This is a genomic window from Mycobacterium sp. MYCO198283 (assembly GCF_021213805.1).
In the GTDB taxonomy this organism is placed as follows: domain Bacteria; phylum Actinomycetota; class Actinomycetes; order Mycobacteriales; family Mycobacteriaceae; genus Mycobacterium.
Window position 1 is genome coordinate 181158 of sequence record NZ_JAJQJI010000007.1, and the last position, 20190, is coordinate 201347.

Annotated in this window: 17 protein-coding genes; 6 read left to right on the top strand and 11 right to left on the bottom strand. The window is 71.5% G+C overall.

Features of this window, described 5'->3' with window-relative positions; genetic code table 11:
- Positions 1-168: 168 nt before the first annotated feature.
- From tkt to pgl, 5 genes are all read left to right on the top strand, one after another.
- A complete protein-coding gene (gene tkt / locus LV457_RS14970) occupies positions 169-2262 on the top strand; it encodes a transketolase (RefSeq protein WP_232171990.1) in 2094 nt (697 codons plus the stop codon).
- 28 nt (positions 2263-2290) lie between these two features.
- Positions 2291-3409 carry a transaldolase gene (tal, locus tag LV457_RS14975; RefSeq protein ID WP_232171991.1) on the top strand — a complete coding sequence of 373 codons (1119 nt, stop codon included), beginning with the start codon at positions 2291-2293 and terminating at the stop codon, positions 3407-3409.
- 8 nt (positions 3410-3417) lie between these two features.
- Entirely contained in the window at positions 3418-4944 is a 1527-nt protein-coding gene (gene zwf, locus LV457_RS14980) for a glucose-6-phosphate dehydrogenase (protein WP_232171992.1), read from the top strand.
- A gap of 61 nt (positions 4945-5005) precedes the next feature.
- Positions 5006-5917 (top strand): glucose-6-phosphate dehydrogenase assembly protein OpcA, encoded by a 912-nt coding sequence (gene opcA / locus LV457_RS14985; RefSeq protein WP_232171993.1) that lies wholly within the window; start codon positions 5006-5008, stop codon positions 5915-5917.
- A complete protein-coding gene (gene pgl, locus LV457_RS14990) occupies positions 5914-6651 on the top strand; it encodes a 6-phosphogluconolactonase (RefSeq protein ID WP_232171994.1) in 738 nt (245 codons plus the stop codon). The genes opcA and pgl overlap by 4 nt, the downstream gene beginning before the upstream one ends.
- Before the next feature lie 4 nt (positions 6652-6655).
- Here the strand turns inward: pgl and LV457_RS20135 are convergent, their stop codons facing one another.
- The 7 genes from LV457_RS20135 to gap form a co-directional block, all read right to left on the bottom strand.
- Entirely contained in the window at positions 6656-7783 is a 1128-nt protein-coding gene (locus LV457_RS20135; protein WP_305071249.1) for a WXG100 family type VII secretion target, read from the bottom strand.
- Entirely contained in the window at positions 7771-8082 is a 312-nt protein-coding gene (locus LV457_RS15000; protein WP_232171995.1) for a hypothetical protein, read from the bottom strand. Before LV457_RS15000 ends, LV457_RS20135 begins: the two co-directional genes overlap by 13 nt.
- A 71-nt stretch (positions 8083-8153) precedes the next feature.
- Positions 8154-10967, bottom strand: a complete 2814-nt coding sequence (ppc, locus tag LV457_RS15005; protein WP_232171996.1) for a phosphoenolpyruvate carboxylase — start codon at positions 10965-10967, stop codon at positions 8154-8156.
- 52 nt (positions 10968-11019) lie between these two features.
- Positions 11020-11256 (bottom strand): preprotein translocase subunit SecG, encoded by a 237-nt coding sequence (gene secG / locus LV457_RS15010; protein WP_232171997.1) that lies wholly within the window; start codon positions 11254-11256, stop codon positions 11020-11022.
- Positions 11257-11312: 56 nt separating this feature from the next.
- Positions 11313-12098 (bottom strand): triose-phosphate isomerase, encoded by a 786-nt coding sequence (gene tpiA, locus LV457_RS15015; protein ID WP_232171998.1) that lies wholly within the window; start codon positions 12096-12098, stop codon positions 11313-11315.
- The gene (pgk, locus tag LV457_RS15020; RefSeq protein ID WP_232171999.1) at positions 12095-13339 is read right to left on the bottom strand and encodes a phosphoglycerate kinase; all 1245 of its coding nucleotides are present in this window, start codon (positions 13337-13339) and stop codon (positions 12095-12097) included. Before pgk ends, tpiA begins: the two co-directional genes overlap by 4 nt.
- A 5-nt stretch (positions 13340-13344) precedes the next feature.
- Positions 13345-14364, bottom strand: coding sequence for a type I glyceraldehyde-3-phosphate dehydrogenase (gene gap, locus LV457_RS15025; protein ID WP_232172000.1), 1020 nt, complete (start codon positions 14362-14364; stop codon positions 13345-13347).
- 293 nt (positions 14365-14657) lie between these two features.
- Between gap and LV457_RS15030 the strand changes: the two genes are divergently transcribed.
- Positions 14658-15083, top strand: coding sequence for a hypothetical protein (locus tag LV457_RS15030; protein ID WP_232172001.1), 426 nt, complete (start codon positions 14658-14660; stop codon positions 15081-15083).
- On the opposite strand, the gene whiA is transcribed toward LV457_RS15030, so the two are convergent.
- Genes whiA through uvrC form a run of 4 tightly spaced genes read right to left on the bottom strand, consistent with a single transcriptional unit; the run spans position 15080 to position 20155 of the window.
- A complete protein-coding gene (gene whiA, locus LV457_RS15035; protein ID WP_232172002.1) occupies positions 15080-16063 on the bottom strand; it encodes a DNA-binding protein WhiA in 984 nt (327 codons plus the stop codon). The genes LV457_RS15030 and whiA overlap by 4 nt on opposite strands.
- On the bottom strand, positions 16060-17181 hold the full coding sequence (gene yvcK, locus LV457_RS15040; RefSeq protein ID WP_232172003.1) for a uridine diphosphate-N-acetylglucosamine-binding protein YvcK: 1122 nt from the start codon (positions 17179-17181) through the stop codon (positions 16060-16062). Before yvcK ends, whiA begins: the two co-directional genes overlap by 4 nt.
- Entirely contained in the window at positions 17178-18104 is a 927-nt protein-coding gene (gene rapZ / locus LV457_RS15045) for an RNase adapter RapZ (RefSeq protein WP_232172004.1), read from the bottom strand. Before rapZ ends, yvcK begins: the two co-directional genes overlap by 4 nt.
- The gene (uvrC, locus tag LV457_RS15050; protein WP_232172005.1) at positions 18101-20155 is read right to left on the bottom strand and encodes an excinuclease ABC subunit UvrC; all 2055 of its coding nucleotides are present in this window, start codon (positions 20153-20155) and stop codon (positions 18101-18103) included. The genes rapZ and uvrC overlap by 4 nt, the downstream gene beginning before the upstream one ends.
- Positions 20156-20190 lie beyond the last annotated feature (35 nt).

Consider the following 20190-nt stretch of genomic DNA (forward strand, 5'->3'; position numbering starts at 1 on the left):
ATGGTAGACCCGTCGGCGGCTCGGGCGTGACCGCAGGGTCGTTCGGCCGCCCGGCTTTCGGGGTAACACCAGGTGACATCGGCTACGTCGCCGTCCTACCGATCGACCAGCCCCGGGCACCCAACTAGGGTGAGGATGGGCCTGCCCACCGAAGCGAGGAGCGAGTTCGTGACGACGGATGCCGACATCTCAGCACTGACCCGGCCGGATCACCCCGACGACTGGACGGAGCTGGACAGCGCCGCCGTCGACACCGTGCGGGTGCTCGCCGCGGACGCGGTGCAGAAGGTGGGCAACGGACATCCGGGCACCGCGATGAGCCTCGCGCCACTGGCCTACACGCTGTTCCAGCGCGTCATGCGCCACGATCCCAGCGACGTGCACTGGCTGGGACGCGACCGGTTCATCCTGTCGGCCGGCCACAGCAGCCTGACGCTCTACCTGCAGCTGTACCTGGGCGGTTTCGGCTTGGAGCTCTCCGACATCGAGGCGCTGCGCACCTACAAGTCCAAGACGCCGGGCCACCCCGAGTTCCGGCACACCAAGGGCGTGGAGATCACCACCGGCCCGCTGGGCCAGGGCCTCGCGTCGTCGGTCGGCATGGCGATGGCCGCCCGCTACGAGCGCGGGCTGTTCGATCCCGACGCCGCGCCGGGCACCAGCCCCTTCGACCACCACATCTACGTCATCGCCTCCGACGGCGACATCGAGGAGGGCGTCACGAGCGAGGCGTCGTCGCTGGCCGGCACGCAGCAGCTGGGCAACCTCATCGTGTTCTACGACCGCAACAAGATCTCGATCGAGGACGACACCGACATCGCCCTCTCGGAGGACGTCGCGGCGCGCTACCGGGCGTACGGCTGGCACGTGCAGACCGTCGTCGGCGGCGAGAACGTCACCGGCATCGAGCGGGCGATCGCCGAGGCGAAGAAGGTGACCGACAAGCCGTCCTTCATCGAGGTGCGCACCGTCATCGGCTATCCGGCGCCCAACCTCATGAACACCGGTAAGGCGCACGGCGCCGCGCTCGGTGACGAGGAGGTCGCCGCGGTCAAGAAGATCCTCGGCTTCGACCCGGAGAAGACCTTCGAGGTGCGCGACGAGGTCATCGAGCACACCCGCAAGCTCGTCGAGCGCGGCCGCGAAGCGCACGACAAGTGGCAGACCGACTTCGACGCGTGGGCCGAGCGCGAGCCGGAGCGCAAGGCGCTGCTGGACCGGCTCACCGCCGAGCAGCTGCCCGACGGCTGGGACGCCGACATCAGCACCTGGCAGCCCGGGGACAAGCCGGTGGCCACCCGGGCGGCGTTCGGCCAGGTCCTCAACGACGTGGCGCCGCACCTGCCGGAGCTGTGGGGCGGCTCCGCCGACCTCGCCGGTAGCAACAACACCACCATCAAGGGCGTGCCCTCGTTCGGCCCGCCGAGCATCTCCACCGACCAGTTCACGGCCGACCCGTATGGGCGGGTGCTGCACTTCGGCGTCCGCGAGCATGCGATGGGGGCGATCCTGAGCGGCATCGTGCTGCACGGCCCCACGCGCGCGTTCGGCGGCACCTTCTTGCAGTTCTCCGACTACATGCGCCCAGCGGTGCGGCTGGCGTCGCTGATGGACATCGACACCATCTACATCTGGACCCACGACTCGATCGGCCTGGGCGAGGACGGCCCGACGCACCAGCCGATCGAGCACCTGGCGGCGCTGCGGGCCATCCCGAACCTGTCGGTGGTGCGGCCGGGCGACCCGAACGAGACCGCCTACGCGTGGCGGACCATCCTGGCGCGCGGCAACGGCAGCGGGCCCGTCGGCTTCATCCTGACGCGCCAGCCCATCCCGGTGCTCGAGGGCACCAGCGCCGAGGGCGTCGCCAAGGGCGGTTACGTGCTCGGTGGCGGCAATCCCGCCGACGACGCCGACGTCATCATCATCGCGACCGGCTCGGAACTGCAGCTCGCGGTCGAGGCGAAGAAGCTGCTCGCACAGCAGGACATCACCGCCTACGTGGTGTCGATGCCCTGCGTCGAGTGGTTCGAGTCGCAGCCCAAGGAGTACCGGGACGCGGTGCTGCCGCCCGATGTGTCGGCACGGGTCGCGGTCGAGGCCGCGGTGGCGCAGAGTTGGCACAAGCTCGTCGGCGACACCGGCGAGATCGTCTCGATCGAGCACTACGGCGAATCCGCCGACGACAAGACCCTGTTCCGCGAGTTCGGCTTCACGCCCGAGGCGGTGGCCGCGGCCGCGGAACGGTCCATCGACAACTGACGACTTTTCACCTTCGAAGGAGCTCCTCATGTCGCAGAACCCCAACCTCGCGGCGCTGTCGGCCGCAGGGGTGTCCGTATGGCTCGACGACCTGTCGAGGGACCGCATCAAGTCCGGCAACCTCAAGGAACTGATCGAGACCCGCAGCGTCGTCGGCGTCACCACCAACCCGTCGATCTTCCAGGCGGCGCTGTCGTCGGGCAACGCCTACGACGACCAGCTGCGTGAGCTCGCCGAGCGCGGCGCCGACGTCGACGCCGCCATCCGCACCGTCACCACCGACGACGTCCGCGACGCCTGCGACGTGTTCGCCGACGTGTTCACGGCGACCGACGGCGTCGACGGCCGGGTGTCCATCGAGGTGGACCCGCGGCTCGCCCACGACGCCGACAAGACCGTCGCCCAGGCCGTCGAGCTGTGGAAGATCGTCGACCGGCCGAACCTCTTCATCAAGATCCCGGCGACGAAGGCGGGCATTCCGGCCATCACGGCGACCTTGGCCGAGGGCATCTCCGTCAACGTCACGCTGATCTTCTCGGTGGAGCGCCACCGGCTGGTGATGGACGCCTACCTCGCCGGCCTGGAGAAGGCGAAGGAAGCCGGACACGACCTGTCGACCATCCATTCGGTCGCGTCGTTCTTCGTCTCGCGCGTGGACACCGAGATCGACAAGCGGCTGGAGCAGCACGGCGACGAGGAGGCGCTGGCCCTGCGCGGGCAAGCCGGCGTCGCGAACGCACGGCTGGCGTACGCCGCCTACCAGGAGGTGTTCGAGGGCGGCGAGCGGTTCGCGGCGCTCAAGCAGGCCGGCGCCCGCGTGCAGCGGCCGCTGTGGGCGTCGACCGGCGTGAAGAACCCGGAGTACTCCGACACGCTGTACGTCACCGAGCTCGTCGCGCCGAACACCGTGAACACGATGCCCGCCAAGACCATCGAGGCGGTCGCGGACCACGGTGTCATCACCGGCGACACCGTCACCGGCACCGCCGAGGCCGCGCAGGAGGTCTTCGACAAGCTCGACGGGCTCAGCATCGACCTGACCGACGCGTTCATCGTGCTGGAGAACGAGGGCATCGAAAAATTCGAGAAGGCCTGGCAAGAATTGCTGGAGGCCACCCGGGATCAGCTCGACGACAAGAAATCCTGAGCCCCGAGATGGCGGAGTGGCAGAACCCGCTGCGGGACAAGCGCGACAAGCGCATGCCCCGCATCGCGGGCCCCTGCGGTGTCGTGATCTTCGGCGTCACCGGCGACCTGTCGCGCAAGAAGCTGATGCCGGCGATCTACGACCTCGCCAACCGCGGCCTGCTGCCGGCGTCGTTCTCGCTCATCGGCTTCGCCCGCCGGGACTGGGAGGACGAGGACTTCGGCCAAGTCGTCTACGAGGCCGTGAAGGCGCACGCGCGCACACCGTTCCGGCAGGAGGTGTGGGACCGGCTCGCCGAGGGCGTGCGGTTCGTGCAGGGGACCTTTGACGACGACGCGGCGTTCGCGCGGCTCGCCGAGACGCTGGAAAAGCTGGACGCCGAACGCGGGACCGGCGGCAACCACGCGTTCTACCTGTCGATCCCGCCGAAGGCGTTCCCGGTGGTGTGCGAGCAGCTGTCGAAATCCGGGCTCGCCCGGCCGCAGGGCGACCGCTGGAGCCGGGTGGTCATCGAAAAGCCGTTCGGGCACGACCTGGCGAGCGCCCAGGAGCTCAACGCCGTCGTGAACAGCGTCTTCCCCGAGGAGACGGTGTTCCGCATCGACCACTACCTCGGCAAGGAGACGGTCCAGAACATCCTGGCGCTGCGGTTCGCGAACGAGCTGTACGAGCCGATCTGGAACGCCCACTACGTCGACCACGTCCAGATCACGATGGCCGAGGACATCGGCCTCGGCGGCCGCGGCGGCTACTACGACGGCATCGGCGCGGCCCGCGACGTCATCCAGAACCACCTGCTGCAGCTGTTGGCGCTCACCGCGATGGAGGAGCCGGTCAGCTTCCACCCCGACGAGCTGCAGGCCGAGAAGATCAAGGTGCTGTCGGCGACGCGGCTCGCCGAGCCGTTGCGCGAGACCACCGCCCGCGGGCAGTACACCGCGGGCTGGCAGGGCAGCGAGCAGGTCGTCGGGCTGCTGGAGGAGGAGGGCTTCTCGAAGACCTCGACCACCGAGACGTTCGCGGCGATCGAGCTCGAAGTGGACACCCGGCGCTGGGCGGGGGTGCCGTTCTACCTGCGCACCGGGAAGCGGCTGGGTCGCCGGGTCACCGAGATCGCCCTGGTGTTCAAGCGGGCGCCGCACCTGCCGTTCGACGCGACGATGACCGAGGAGCTCGGCCAGAACGCGCTCGTGCTGCGCATCCAGCCCGACGAGGGCATCACGCTGCGGTTCGGGTCGAAGGTGCCCGGCAACAACATGGAAGTGCGTGACGTCAACATGGACTTCTCGTACGGGTCGGCGTTCGCCGAGGAGTCCCCCGAAGCCTACGAGCGGCTCATCCTCGACGTGCTGCTGGGCGAACCGTCGCTGTTCCCGGTGAACGACGAGGTCGAATTGTCTTGGCGCATCCTCGATCCCGTGCTCGAGCACTGGGCGGCGGGAGGTACGCCGGACCCGTACGAGGCGGGTACCTGGGGGCCGCAGTCCGCGTTCGAGATGCTGCGGCGCACCGGCCGGGAATGGCGGCGGCCGTGACGAGCGCTTGCGCGAGGAACCATCGGACACCGACCAGCGCTGGCGCGAGGAACCGAATCCGATGAAAGTGCAGCTCGAGGCCACCACGACGAACGACGTCAACAAGCGGATCAGCAGCCTTCGCGAGGAGGGTGGTGCGCTGACGCTGAGCCGGGTGCTCACGCTGGTGATCGCCGCCGACGACGACGCGGTGATGGAAGCCGCCGTCGACGCGGCCACGGCGGCCAGCCGGGAGCATCCGTCACGGATCATCGCGCTGGTGCCGGGAGACCGGGCCGCGGCGGGTCCGCGGCTGGACGCCGAGCTGCGGGTGGGTCACGACGCCGGCGCGGGCGAGGTGGTGGTGCTGCGGCTCACGGGTCCGCTCGCCGACCACGCCGCCAGCGTGGTGGTGCCGTTCCTGCTGCCGGACACACCGGTGGTGGCGTGGTGGCCGGCGACCGCGCCCGACGTGCCGGCGCAGGATCCGCTGGGGAGGCTGGCCATCCGGCGGATCACCGACGCCACGAACGCGCCGGACCCGCTCGCGTCGATCAAGGGCCGCCTCGCGGGCTATACGGGCGGTGACACGGACCTGGCGTGGAGCCGCATCACCTACTGGCGGGCGCTGCTGACCTCGGCGCTCGACCAGCCGCCGCACGAAGCGGTGCAATCGGCGCTGGTGTCGGGGCTGCGGGAGGAGCCGGCGCTCGATCTGCTGGCCGGTTGGCTGGCCAGCCGCATCGACGGCCCGGTGCAGCGCGCTGTCGGCGAGCTCAAGGTGGAGCTGACCCGGGCGAGCGAGACGGTGACGCTGTCGCGGCCGCAGAACGGCGTCACCGCCACGCTGCGGCGCACCGCGCGGCCCGAGGCGATGCTTCCGCTGGCCCGGCGCGAGACGCGGGATTGCCTCGCCGAGGACCTGCGCCGACTCGACGCCGACGAGATCTACCACGACGCCCTGATCGGACTGGAGAAGGTGCACTACCTATGACGGCGACGGTCGAGCGTTACCCGGACAAGGACGCGCTGGTGGCGGCGGCCGGCGACCGGTTGGTCGACGCCATCGCGGCCGCGATCGCCGAGCGGGGACGGGCCGTTGTCGCCCTGACGGGCGGCGGCACCGGTGTGGGACTGCTCGAGCGGGCGGCGTCGCGCGGCGGCGGCATCGATTGGTCGAAGGTCCAGCTGTTCTGGGGCGACGAGCGGTTCGTGCCCGCCGACGACGACGAGCGCAACGACAAGCAGGCACGGTCGGCGCTGCTGGACCGGATCGACATACCAGCCGCCAACGTGCACCCCATCGCCGCCACCGACGGCGCGTTCGGCGACGACATCGACGCCGCCGCGCGGGCCTACGAGCAGGAGCTGGCGACGGCCGCCGAGGACGGGGCGCCGTCCCCGCGCTTCGACGTCCATCTGCTGGGCATGGGTCCGGAAGGGCACGTCAACTCGCTGTTCCCGCACACCCCGGCGGTCCGGGAGCGCACGAGGCTGGTGGTCGGTGTCGAGGACTGCCCGAAGCCGCCGCCGCGCCGCATCACCTTGACGCTGCCGGCGGTGCAGCGCTCCCGCGAGGTGTGGCTCGTCGTCTCCGGCGAGGGCAAGGCCGACGCGGTGGCCGCCGCGCTGGGCGGCGCCGATCCCGACGACGTGCCGGCCGCCGGCGCCGTGGGCACCGAGCGCACCGTCTGGCTGCTCGACGAGGCCGCCGCTGCCGCGCTGTAGCCGGCTACCAGTGCCGCGCCGCGGCGTTGCCGCGCTCGCCGATCACCGGCGGCGCCACCTCGGGCAGCGGGCCGATCAGCTCGTTGCAGTGGGCCCTGCTGATGAGGTACCGGGGGATCGACCGGCCCGAGCCGTTGTGGGCGCCCGACCCCACCGCGCCGGGATAGAGGCCGCCCAGCATCGGCCCCGTCGCCGGCTGCGGCGGTGGTGGTGACGGGCCGGCGGCCGGCACCGCGGCGGGCTCGGCGGCGGCCGCACCGGGTGCCCAGCGCGGCGCTGATGCCGGGCCCGGGGACGGCGCCCGACCCGCGACCGTGTCGGGTTCGGCCGGCCACCGGCGCTGCGGCGCGGTCGGCGGGATGCTGGACGGCGGCGGCAGGAGCGGCGACGGCGCCGTGACGGGGCCCGGCGCGGGTGGCGCAGTGACCGCCGGACCGGGGGCGAAGGCGCTGCCCGCCGGCATCGGTGGCGGCGCGCCGGGCTGGTAGGCCGCAGCGGCCACCGGCAGCGGTGCCGTGGCGGCCACCGGCAGCGGTGCCGTGGCGGCCACCGGCAGCGGTGCCGTGGCGGCCACCGGCAGCGGTGCCGTAGCGGCCGCGCCGGTCGCCGGCGACCCCGGCGGGTCCGCTGCACCCGCAGGCGTCGGCGCGGGTGGTGGCGGCGGGATGTCGGGCACCGCGGCGGCGGCGGCCACGGCGGGCTCGCTGAACCGCGACCGAACCTGGTGCAACGCGTCGTCGAGCCGCGCCCGGGCGACGGCGGCGTCGGGCGCCAGGCCGTCGGTCTCCGTCGCCGGCGGGGTGATGACGGCCCGTAGCTCGGCGGCCGCCCGCGCCAGCGCGGTGAGCCGCTCGCCGACCGGATCACCCTGCAGCAGGCCGGCTTTCGCCGCAGCGACCCAGTCGGTCATCGCGTGCCTCGCCGCGTCGGCGCCACGTCCCTGCCACCCGTCGCCGGCCTGCAGACCCGCCGCGAGTCGATCGAGCGCAGCGACCGCGGCCTGCACGACGGCATGCCACTGGTCGGCGTAGCGCTGCATGACGCCGGGGTCGAGCCGGCTCTGCAGCTGCATCACCTCGGGGTGTGTCCACCTGGCGGCGGTCCAGGTGTCGGGATGGACTACTGCGGCCACGGGCGGCTCGCACGGTCGGCGGCGGCGTGATCGGCGGCCGCGTACCGGTGACGCTGCGCGCGCAGGGTGGCCGTGGCGGCCGACAGGACGCCGATGTGAGCGTCGAGCAGCGCGGTGAGGTCGGCGGTCCGCTCCGACAGCAGGCGACCCCAGCCGCGGCCCTCCGCACAGTCCCCCAGCCACAGCCCCGGCTCCGGCAGTGACCGGATGTGGCGCAGCTGCTCCGCGAGGTCGGTGGCGGTGTCGGCGCACAGCCGCCCCAGCGCTGCCGCGGCCGTCGGTTCTACGTGCAAGGTCAAGGCGAACCTCTCGGATGTCGTGTCATCCGTTCGACGGCGCGCGGCGCGGCAGGGTTCCGCCCGGCCGGACGTCAGCCGCTGTTGCGCAGCGCCGTGGCCAGCCCGTTCATGGTGAGCAGGATGCCTCGCTGCACCAGCTCGTCCTCGTCGCCGGCGCGGTAGCGGCGCAGGAGCTCAACTTGCAGGTGGTTCAGCGGCTCCAGGTACGGGAACCGGTTGAACACCGAGCGGGCGAGGGCCGGGTTGTCGGCCAGCAGGTCGTCCTCGCCGGTGATGAGCTCGTGCATCGCAATGGTCCGGTCGTGCTCGGCGACGATCTTGTCGAACACCCGTGAGCGCAGGTCCGCATCGTCCACCAGCTCGGCGTAGCGGGCGGCCAGCCCCATGTCGGACTTCGCCAGCACCTGCGCCATGTTGGAGAGCACGGTGCGGAAGAACGGCCAGCGCCGGTACAGGTCGCGCAGCACCTCCAGCCGCTCCGGGTCCTCGTCGAGCCACGACCGGAACGCCGAACCGGTGCCGTACCACCCGGGCAGCATCACCCGCGACTGGCTCCAGGACAGCACCCAGGGAATAGCCCGCAGGTCCGAGATGGACTCGGTGGGCTTGCGTGACGCCGGCCGGCTCCCGATGTTGAGCGCGCCGATCTCGCTGACGGGGGTGGACGCCTTGAAGTACTCGACGAAGCCCGGTGTCTCGTGCACGAGTTCGGCGTAGGCCCGCTGCGCCCGGCCGGCGAGGTCGTCGAGCACCTGGTAGGCGGAATCGGCGTCCTCACCCAGCCCTTCGGTGTCGAGCAGGGTCGCCTCCAGCGTCGCCGCCACCAGCGTCTCGAGGTTGCGGTGCGCGAGCTTCGGCTCGGCGTACTTGGCGGCGATCACCTCACCCTGCTCGGTGAGGCGTAGCGCGCCGTTCACCGCGCCGGGCGGCTGCGCCAGGATGGCGTCGTAGCTCGGGCCGCCGCCGCGGCCCACCGTCCCGCCGCGTCCGTGGAAGAGCCGCAGGCGGATCCCGGTCCGGCGGGCGGTGTCGACGAGGTCGAGCTCGGCGCGGTACAGCGCCCAGTTCGCGGCCAGGTATCCGCCGTCCTTGTTGGAGTCGGAGTAGCCGAGCATGACCTCCTGGCTGTCGCCGCGCGCGGCCACCAGCGCGCGATACAGCGGGTTGTCCAGCGCCGCTTCGAGAATCGTCGCGCTGCGCTGCAGATCGTCGATGGTCTCGAACAGCGGCACGATGCCGACCGGACAGCTCGGCGTGTCCCCGGCGCCGTCCAGCAGCCCGGCCTCCTTGAGGAGCAGCGCCGCTTCGAGCATGTCCGACACCGATTCGCACATCGAGATGACGTAGTTCGGCACGGCGCCGGCGCCGAAGACCTCGACGGCCCGGGCGGCGGCCGCGACGATGTCGAGCTCCTTGCGGGCCAACTCGGAGAGCTGGGCGTCCGGCCGGGTCAACGGCCGCCGGGTCGTCAGTTCGGCGGTGAGCAGCTCGACGCGCCGGTCCTCCGGCAGCGCGCCGTAGTCGTCGCAGACACCCGCCCACGCCAGCAGTTCCGCCACGACCTCCTCGTGGACGTCGGAGTTCTGCCGCATGTCGAGCCCGCAGAGGTGGAAGCCGAAGGTGCGCACGGCTTCCCGCAGCCGGGCGAGGCGGTCGTCGGCCAGCAGCGCGCTGCCGCGACCGCGCAACGACGCGTCGACGACGTCGAGGTCGGTAAGCAGGTCGCCGGGACCCGCGTAGGGCGTCAGGCCGAGATCGAGCTCGCGCTCGGGTTGGCGGTCGAGGATGCGCAGCGCTGTCGCGGTGAGCCGCCCGCGGACGACCCGCAGCGCCCGCCGGTACGGTTCGTCGGCGCGGGCCGGCTCGTCGCACGCCTGCCCGAGGGCGGCGAGCTCGCCGGTGACGACGACCAGCCGCGCCGACATCGACAGCTCCTGCTCGAGCGCCGTGAGCTCGGCGAAGTAGTGCGCCAGCGCGGTGTACGCGGCGCTCGACGTGGCGAGCCGCACCACGTCGGCGGTCACGTTCGGATTGCCGTCGCGGTCGCCGCCGATCCAGGAGCCGGGCCGCAGGATGGGTTCGGCGAGCAGTCCCCCGCCAGGTGCGCCCGCGGCGTCGGGCCAGCGGGCCTGCAGCGCCGCCCGCACCTCGGCGTTGACCCGGGGGATCACCTCGAACAGCGCAGCCGGGTAGTACCGGAGTCCCACTTCGATCTCGTCCTGGATCTTCAACCGCGACAACCGGATCAGCGCCGTCTGCCACAGCATGAGGATCTGCCGGCGCAATTCCAACTCGACGGTGGAGCCGTCGCCGGCGTCGGGACTGCCGAACGCCCGCATCCGGAGCAGCTCGGTGATGCGCCGCTGGGTGTCGAACACGGTCCGGCGACGCGTCTCGGTCGGGTGTGCGGTGATCACCGGCGCCACCAGCGCACCGGCGAGCGCTTCGGCGACGGTGTCGGCGTCCAGGTCGGCCGCGTCGAGCTTGAGGTAGGTGGCTGCCAAGCTGCTGCGCTGCGGCGGCTCCCCCGCCGCCACGTGAACGGCGCGCCGGCGCTCGCGGTGGATGTCCTCGGCGACGTTGGCCAGCAGGGCGAAATGCGTGAACGCCCGGATCACCGGGATCGCGCGACGCACGTCGATCCCGTCGAACATGGCGGCCAGCTCGGAGCGGTCGATCTCGGAGCGGCGGACCCGGAACGACGCCACCCGCGCCCGCTCCACGAGGCCGAAGATCTCGTCGCCGCTCTGCTCCCGCACGGTGTCGCCGAGGATCGCACCGAGCAGCCGGATGTCGTCGCGCATCGGTTCGGTGGCCTCCCGCCCCACCTGCGTGCGACGCACGGAACCGATCGGTGCCAGCGCGAGATCGGAAGCCTCAGCCATTGGTCAAGTATCGGCCGGGTCGGCGGGCCGCGCAGAGCGAGCCGGCGCGGGATCAGCCGCCGTACTTGATCTCCAGGCCGATGCCGACGATGGAGATGATCCAGATCGCCGTCACGAACAGCGTCAACCGGTCGAGGTTCTTCTCCACGACCGTCGAGCCCGACAGGCTGGACTGCACGCCGCCACCGAACAGTGTCGACAGACCGCCGCCCTTGGCGCGGTGCAGCAGCACCAGCAGGACCACCAGCACGCTGGTCACCAGCAGCACGATCTGCAGCGCGAACTCCATGCGTGCCAGGTTACCGGTGGTGGCGCGGACGGCCGAATCGGGTCACGGCCGAGCCGTCAGGGCAGGGGCCCGCCCGCGGCGATGGCCGCCAGCGTGGCGAACTGCTCACCGTCCAGCGAGGCGCCGCCGACCAGCGCACCGTCGACGTCGTCCTGGGCGATCAGCTCGCCGACGTTCTTGGCGTTCACCGAACCGCCGTAGAGCACCCGCACCGTCGTCGCCACGTCCGGGTGCGCCAGCGCCACCAGTTCGGCGCGGATGGCCGCGCACACCTCCTGCGCGTCGGACGCACTGGCCACCCGGCCGGTGCCGATGGCCCACACCGGCTCGTAGGCGATGACGACTTTGGCGATCTGGTCCTTCGACAGCCCGGCGAGCGATCCGCGCAACTGGTCGACGTTGTAGGCGACGTGGTCGCCCGCCTCGCGGACCTGCAGTCCCTCGCCGATGCACACGATCGGGGTGATCCCGTGCCGCAGCGCCGCCGTGGCCTTCGCCGCCACCAGGGCGTCGTCCTCCCCGTGGTAGGTGCGCCGCTCGGAGTGCCCGACGACGACGAAGCTGCAGCCCAACTTCGCCAGGAACGCACCGCTGATCTCCCCGGTGTAGGCGCCGGAGTCGTGCTGCGAGAGGTCCTGCGCGCCGTAGGTCAGCCGCAGCTTGTCGCCGTCCACCAGCGTCTGCACGCTCCGCAGGTCGGTGAACGGCGGCAGCACCGTCACGTCGACCTTGTCGAAGTACTTCTCCGGCAGCGAGAACGCGATCTTCTGCACCAGCGCGATGGCCTCGAGGTGGTTGAGGTTCATCTTCCAGTTGCCGGCGATCAGCGGTGTGCGGCTCACGAACTACCTCCCAGCACGTCGATACCCGGCAACGTCTTGCCTTCGAGGAACTCCAGCGACGCACCGCCGCCGGTCGAGATGTGCGAGAACCCGTCCTCGGCCAGGCCGAGCTGGCGCACCGCCGCCGCGGAATCACCGCCGCCGACGACACTGAACGCGCCCTTGCGGGTGGCGGCGATGATCGCTTCGGCGACCCCGCGGGTGCCCGCCGCGAACGCCGGGAACTCGAACACCCCCATCGGGCCGTTCCAGAACACCGTCTTGGCGTTCGACAGCAGGCCGGCGAACCGCTTCACCGACTCCGGGCCGATGTCCAGGCCCATCTTGTCGGCGGGGATGCGGTCGACGGCAACGGTGTCCGGGGTCGCGTCGGCGGCGAACCGCTCGGCGACCACGACGTCGACCGGCAGGTGGATCACATCGCCGTATTCGTCGAGCAGGCGGCTACAGGTTTCCAGCATCTCTTCCTGCAGCAGCGACGACCCCACCGACAGCCCTTGGGCGGCCAGGAAGGTGAAGCACATGCCGCCGCCGATCACCAGGCTGTCGGCCCGCGTCGCGAGGTTCTCGATGACCGCCAACTTGTCGGAGACCTTGGAGCCGCCGAGCACCACCGCGTACGGCCGGTCCGACGAGCTGGTGAGCTGCTCGAGCACCTTCACCTCGGCCGCGACGAGCGTGCCCGCGTAGTGCGGCAGCAGCTTCGCGACGTCGTACACCGACGCCTGCTTGCGGTGCACCACCCCGAAGCCGTCGGACACGAACGCCCCGCCCGATCCGTCGAGGCCGCCGACCAGGTCGGCGAGCGCCTGGGCCAGCGCGCGCCGCTCGGCGTCGTCTTTGCTGGTCTCGCGCGGGTCGAAGCGGACGTTCTCCAGCAGCAGCACGTCGCCGTCGGTCAGGCCCTCGGCGCGGGCCAGCGCGTCGGCGCCCACCACGTCACCCGCGAGCTGGACGTGCCGGCCGAGCCGCTCCGAGAGCGCCGCCGCGACCGGCTTCAGCGAGAGCTTCGGGTCCGGTCCGCCCTTCGGGCGGCCCAGGTGGGCGGTGACGACCACCTTGGCGCCGGCGTCAGCCAGCCGCTGCAGCGTGGGCACCGACGCGATGATCCGGCCCGGATCCGAGATTCGGGCGACGGCGCCGTCCTGGTACTCCAGCGGCACGTTGAGATCGGACCGCACCAGCACGCCGCGGCCCGACACCCCGCCCGCGAGCAGGTCGTCGAGGGTCTGTATCGACACTGGTGTTACAGCGACTTGCCGACCAGCGCGGTCAGGTCGACGAGCCGGTTCGAGTAGCCCCACTCGTTGTCGTACCAGGAGACGACCTTGGCCTGGTTGTCGATGACCTTGGTCAGCCCGGCGTCGTACAGCGAGCTGTGCGAATCGGTCACGATGTCGCTGGAGACAATCGGCGCGTCGTAGTACTTGAGGATGCCCTTCAGCGGTCCGTCGGCCGCCGCGGAGAACGCGGCGTTGATCTCGTCGACGGTGGCCGACCTGCTCAACTCGGCGGTCAGATCGGTGACCGAACCCGTGGGGATGGGCACCCGCAGCGCGTAGCCGTCGAGCTTGCCCTTCAGCTCGGGCAGCACCAGGCCGATGGCCTTCGCGGCGCCCGTCGAGGTGGGCACGATGTTGATGGCGGCGGCCCGGGCGCGGCGCAGGTCCTTGTGCGGGCCGTCCTGCAGGTTCTGGTCCTGGGTGTAGGCGTGGATGGTGGTCATCAGGCCCTTGACGATGCCGAACTCGTCGTTGAGCACCTTCGCCAGCGGGCCGAGGCAGTTCGTGGTGCACGAGGCGTTGGAGATGATGTGCTGGCTGCCGTCGTACTTGTCGTCGTTGACGCCCAGCACGATGGTGATGTCCTCGTCGCTGGCCGGCGCGGAGATGATCACCTTCTTCGCCCCGGCGTCCAGGTGCCCCTGCGCCTTGGCGCGGGCGGTGAAGATGCCCGTCGACTCCACGACGACATCGACGCCGAGGTCGCCCCACGGCAGCGCCGACGGGCCCTCCTTGATGGACAACCCCTTGAGCTTGTGGCCGCCGACGATGATCTCCTCGCCGTCGACCTCCACGTCGTAGGGCAGCCGCCCCAGGATCGAGTCGAACTTCAACAGATGCGCCAGGGTGGCGTTGTCGGTGAGGTCGTTGACGGCCACGATCTCGACGTCGGTGTTCTTGCCTTCCCGCTTCTGCGCGTCCAGCGCACGGAAGAAGTTGCGCCCGATGCGGCCGAAACCGTTGACGCCTACCCGGATCGTCACCTGAAAGTCTCCTTTGTCACCGATGAGCTACTCGTCGAGCAGCCTAGTGCGGGGCACCGACGGCTGCTCAGCCCGGTCGGCAGTGCCCGAAAACGACGGCACACTGGTGGTATGTCGTTCGGCTCGGTGACCGCGCAGCCGACCACTGCTTCATGACCATCGGGTCGCGCCGGCGCCGCGGCGCCGGGTTCGACGCCAAGGCCGATGTGCAACGGGACGGCGAATTGCCGCACGTCGGGCGGCCGCAGCCGGGTTAGGTTCGAAGCCCGCGGTGACTGCAGTGGAGGTGATCCGTGAACAGGCCATCGAATGCCGGATCGTCATCGGACCCGTACGCCCGCTGGGCGTTCCGGATCGAGACACAGGTCGAGAAACGCGGCGACGACTGGGTGGCCTGGTATCCCGGCGCGACGTGGTCGGTGTCGGCGGCCAGTGAGGACGAGGCGCTGCGCGCACTGCGCGACGAGCTGGACCGGCGACTGCGCGCCGGGGACCGCTACGGCGAATACATGTCCGACTACACCGCCGGCGTGCACCGCAGACACCTCCGGTCGCCGATCCGCGGGGTCTACGCGATGGACGTCCTGCTGCACCACGAACTGTCGCGCACCAAAGCACCCGAGGACGTCGTCGCGGCCTTCCGGGAGGCCGAGAGCTACCGCCAAGCCGGCCGAACCTACACCAAGCAGGACTATCTGCGGCACCGCGGCCGCAGCTAATCGTCCTCGTCGTCGAGCATGTCGTCGGTGACGGCCGACTCGGTGTCGGGGATGCCGTCCTGTTTCGCCTTCCGGTCGGCCATCGACAGCAGCCGCCGGATGCGCCCGGCGACGGCGTCCTTGGTCATCGGCGGATCGGCGAGCCGGCCGAGCTCCTCCAGCGACGCCTGCCGGTGCTCGACGCGCAGCTTGCCGGCGGTCGCCAGGTGATCGGGCACCGAGTCGCCGAGGATCTCCAGCGCCCGCTCCACCCGGGCCGCCGCCGCCACGGCCGCCCGCGCCGAGCGGCGCAGGTTCGCATCGTCGAAGTTGGCCAACCGGTTCGCCGTCGCACGGACCTCGCGGCGCATCCGGCGCTCGTCCCACACCTTCAGCGAATCGTGTGCACCCATGCGGGTCAGCAACGCGCCGATGGCGTCACCGTCACGGACCACCACCCGGTCGGCGCCGCGCACCTCGCGCGCCTTTGCCGACACCCCGAGCCGCCGCGCCGCGCCGACGAGCGCCAGCGCGGCCTCCGGCCCGGGGCAGCTGACCTCCAGCGCCGACGAGCGGCCCGGCTCGGTGAGCGACCCGTGCGCGAGGAACGCACCGCGCCAGGCGGCTTCGGCGTCGGCGACGCTGCCGCCGACCACGTGTGCGGGCAGCCCGCGCACCGGTCGCCCCCGCAGATCCAGCAGGCCGGTCTGGCGGGCGAGCGCCTCCCCGTCCTTCACGACGCGCACCACGTAGCGCGTGCTCTTGCGGATACCGCCGGCCGACAGCACGTGCACCTCCGCGGTGTAGCCGTAGAGGTCGAAGATGTCCTTGCGGAGCCGGCGCGCGATGACGCCGAGATCGACCTCCGCCTCGACCACCACCCGGCCGGACACGATGTGCAGCCCGCCGGCGAACCGCAGCAGCGCGGTCACCTCGGCCCGCCGGGCGCTGACGGAAGTCACCACCAGGCGGCTCAGTTCGTCCTTGACCTCGGCCGTCATCGCCACTGCTCGTCCCCCTGCGGTCCGTCGATCGTCGCTTTCACCGCGCCGGGCAGATGACGGTCGCCATCGACCGCCCGGGCCGCCGCGGGGGTGGGCACCGTCTGCGCCGCCGGGATCCGGCCCCGCAACCGCACGTCCTCCAGGACCGCCGCCAGCTTCGCCGGATCGTGCAGCGGGGTACCCGCCCGGGCGACGTCGGCGAACCGGACGGCGGCGCCGACGAGCGCAGCGGTGCGTTGCAGCTGCCCGCGCTCGCGGTCGCTGTGCACCCGCGCGGCGTCCACGATGATCTCGTCGACGGTGAAGCCGGGCGCGTGCTGCGACAGCACGTGGATGTGGCGCTCGGCGGAGAATCCGGCCGTCTCCCCCGGTTCGGCGGCCAGGTTCAGCACCAGCGCGCGACGGGCGCTCGTGGCCCCCAGCGCCTGGAGCAGGCCCGGCACCAGGACGTGCGGAATGACGCTGGTGAACCAGGAGCCGGGGCCGAGCACGACGAGATCGGCGGCCAGGATGGCGTCGACGGCCTGGCGGGTGGCGGGCGGATCACCGGGCAGCAGCCGCACCCGGCGGACCTTCCCGACGGTCGTGGCGATCGCCACCTGCCCGCGGATCACCCGGCTCATCCGCGGATCGGACTCCAGCCCGGCCACGTCGGCCTCGATCGCCAGCGCGATCGGGCACATCGGCAGCACCCGGCCCTTGACGCCGAGCACCCGCCCGAGTTCGTCGAGTGCGGCCACCGGATCGGCGAGCACCTCGTTGAGCCCCGCCAGCAGCAGGTTGCCGATCGGATGGCCGGCGAGCGCGCCGCTGCCGCCGAAGCGGTGCTGGATGATCGTCGCCCACAGCCGGCCGTGCGGGGTGTCGGAGGCCAGCGCCGCCAGCGCCATGCGCAGGTCGCCGGGCGGGATCACGTTCAGTTCACGGCGCAGCCGGCCCGAGGAGCCGCCGTCGTCGGCGACGGTGACGACGGCGGTGACGTGCGGCGACAGCCGACGCGCCGCCGACAAGGTGGCATACAGGCCGTGTCCGCCGCCGAGCGCGACGATGCGCGGCGGCGTGCGGTCATCGCTGCGCAGCGGGCCCGGCGGCCCCGGCGGCGGGCCGGCCGTCATTCCCGGCCCAGATCCCGGTGCAGCACCCGCACCGTTAGCGCCTCGTTGGGCGCCAGCCGCGCGGCCAGCGCCTCGGCCATGGCCACGCTGCGGTGCTTTCCCCCGGTGCACCCGATCGCGACCGTCATGTAGCGCTTCCCCTCCCGCCGATACCCCTCCACCACCAGCGACAGCAGCCGATGGTAGGTCCGCAGGAACTCGTCGGCGCCGGGCTGGCCGAGCACGTAGTCGCGCACGGCCGGGTGCTGCCCGGTGTGGTCGCGCAGCTCGTCGACCCAGTGCGGGTTCGGCAGGAACCGCACGTCCATCACCGTGTCGGCGTCCATCGGCAGGCCGTACTTGAACCCGAACGACTCGACGGTGACGTGGGTCTGCGGCGGGGTGTCGCCGCCGAACGCCCGCTCGATCGCCGCGCGCAGCGCGGGCACCGGCAGCGCCGAGGTGTCGATGACGAGGTCGGCGGCCGCCCGCAGCTGCGCGAGCATCGCCCGCTCGGCCGCGATGCCCTCCGCGAGCGTCTGGCTGCCCTGCAGCGGATGGCTGCGCCGGTTCTGCTCGTAGCGGCGCACCAGGATGTCGTCGGACGCTTCGAGGAACAGCACCCGCGGCGTGATGTTGCGGGCCGCCAACTCGTCGCGCACCGAATCCAGGTCGCCGGTGAAACCGCGCGACCGCACATCCATCACCACCGCGAGCTGCGTGATCCGCGAACCCGCCGCCAGCCCCAGCTCCACCATGCGGGCGATCAGCTCCGGCGGCAGGTTGTCGGCGACATACCAGCCCAGGTCCTCCAGCACCTTCGCCGCGGTGCCACGGCCGGCACCCGACAGACCCGTCACCAGCACCACGTCGATGTCCGGTTCTCCGCGGTCGGCGTCGCGTGCGGCCAGCGTGCCCCCCTCGCCCGTGCCGTGGTCTGTCATCCGGATGCCTGCTCCACCGTCGGTTGTGACCGCACTCCACCGTCGCCGTCGGGTTCCGCCCCGAATCGATCATCGCCGATCGGCGAGACCGCCGCCGCCGATCCCGGCGATTCCCCCGTCGCTTCGCTCGCCCCCAGAGCCGCCAGGACGGCCCGCGCCGTCGCCTCACCGATCCCCGGCACCGCGGTGATCTCCTCGACCGTCGCGTCCTTGAGCTGGGCCACCGACCCGAAGTGCGTCACCAACGCCTTGCGGCGGTGCTCACCGAGCCCCCGGATGGAATCGAGCGCCGACGCGGTCATCCGCTTCGACCGCCGGCTGCGGTGGTAGGCGATCGCAAACCGGTGCGCCTCGTCGCGCACCCGCTGCAGCAGGTACAGCCCTTCGCTGTTGCGCGGCATGATCACCGGGTCGGGTTCGGCCGGCACCCACACCTCCTCCAGCCGCTTCGCCAGCCCGATGACCGCCACATCGGTGACGCCCAGCTCGTCGAGCACCGCCTGCGCCGCGTTGACCTGCGGTGCACCGCCGTCGACGATGTACAGGTTCGGCGGGTAGGCAAATCTCCTCGCCCGGCCGTCGTCGTTCACACCGGCCGGTCGCTGCGCGTCGTGCACGTGGCGCAGGAACCGCCGCCGCGTCACCTCCGCGATCGACGCGACATCGTCGGAGCGGCCGTCGCCGGCCGCCTCCCGGATCGCGAAGTGGCGGTAGTCGGACTTGCGCGGCAGCCCGTCCTCGAACACCACCAGCGACGCCACCACGTCGGTGCCCTGCACGTGGCTGACGTCCACGCACTCGATGCGCAGCGGCGCCTCCGACAGCCCGAGCGCCTCCTGAATGCTCTGCAAGGCAGCCGATCTGGCGTTGAAGTCACCCGCGCGCTTCAACTTGTGTTGGGCGAGAGCGTGTTTGGCATTGTGTTGCACGGTCTCCGCCAGCGCTTTCTTGTCGCCGCGGCGCGGAACCCGCAGCGACACCCGCGATCCGCGCAACTCGGTCAACCAGGCGGCCAGCTCGTCGGCGTTGGAGGGCAGGCAGGGCACCAGCACCTGCTTGGGCACCGGGTTGGTCGCCTCGTCGGCCGCACCGCCCAGCTCGGCCTGCTCGGCGTAGAACTGCGTGACGAACTGCTCGACGAGCTGCTCCTGCCCCGACTCGTCGCCGGGTTCGCCGGACTTCTCCACCACCCAGCCGCGTTGGCCGCGCACCCGGCCGCCGCGGACGTGGAACACCTGCACCGCGGCTTCCAGCTCGTCGTCGGCGAACGCCACGACGTCGGCGTCGGTGCCGTCGCCGAACACCACGGTCTGCTTCTCGAGCGCGCGGCGCAGCGCACCGAGGTCGTCGCGCAGCCGCGCCGCCCGCTCGAAGTCCAGCTGCTCGGCCGCGGCGTTCATCTGCTGCTCGAGCTGGCGGGCGAACCGGTCGGTCTTGCCGGACAGGAAGTCGCAGAAGTCCAGGACGATCTCGCGATGCTCCTCGGCGCTCACCCGGCCGACGCACGGCGCCGAGCACTTGTCGATGTAGCCGAGCAGGCAGGGGCGGTCGATCTGACGGTGCCGCTTGAACACCCCCGCCGAGCAGGTGCGGGCCGGGAACACGCGCGTCAGCAGGTCGAGCGTCTCGCGGATGGCCCAGGCGTGCGAATACGGCCCGAAGTAGCGCACCCCCTTGCGGCGCGGCCCGCGGTACACCATCAGCCGCGGATACTCCTCGTTCAGCGTGACGGCGAGCGCCGGATACGACTTGTCGTCGCGGTAGCGGACGTTGAACCGCGGGTCGAACTCCTTGATCCAGTTGTACTCCAGCTGCAGCGCCTCGACCTCGGTGGTCACCACGGTCCACTCGACCTTCGCGGCGGTGGTCACCATCTGCCGGGTGCGGGGGTGCAGGCTCGACAGGTCGGCGAAGTAGGACGTCAGCCGGCTGCGGAGGCTTTTCGCCTTGCCGACGTAGATGACCCGGCCGTTCGGGTCGCTGAAGCGGTAGACCCCCGGCTCGACCGGGATGGATCCGGGCGCCGGACGGTAGCTCGCGGGGTCAGGCACTGTTCCAGGTTAGTACCGGTTCGGCAGCGGCCCGT

Excerpts from the sequence above, each read along its gene's own strand:
- ppc (WP_232171996.1), bottom strand. The coding sequence starts at position 10,967 with ATGGCTGAGGCTTCCGATCTCGCGCTGGCACCGATCGGTTCCGTGCGT.
- secG (WP_232171997.1), bottom strand. The coding sequence starts at position 11,256 with ATGGAGTTCGCGCTGCAGATCGTGCTGCTGGTGACCAGCGTGCTGGTG.
- pgl (WP_232171994.1), top strand. The coding sequence starts at position 5,914 with ATGACGGCGACGGTCGAGCGTTACCCGGACAAGGACGCGCTGGTGGCG.
- rapZ (WP_232172004.1), bottom strand. The coding sequence starts at position 18,104 with ATGACAGACCACGGCACGGGCGAGGGGGGCACGCTGGCCGCACGCGAC.
- yvcK (WP_232172003.1), bottom strand. The coding sequence starts at position 17,181 with ATGACGGCCGGCCCGCCGCCGGGGCCGCCGGGCCCGCTGCGCAGCGAT.
- whiA (WP_232172002.1), bottom strand. The coding sequence starts at position 16,063 with ATGACGGCCGAGGTCAAGGACGAACTGAGCCGCCTGGTGGTGACTTCC.
- opcA (WP_232171993.1), top strand. The coding sequence starts at position 5,006 with ATGAAAGTGCAGCTCGAGGCCACCACGACGAACGACGTCAACAAGCGG.
- zwf (WP_232171992.1), top strand. The coding sequence starts at position 3,418 with ATGGCGGAGTGGCAGAACCCGCTGCGGGACAAGCGCGACAAGCGCATG.
- tal (WP_232171991.1), top strand. The coding sequence starts at position 2,291 with ATGTCGCAGAACCCCAACCTCGCGGCGCTGTCGGCCGCAGGGGTGTCC.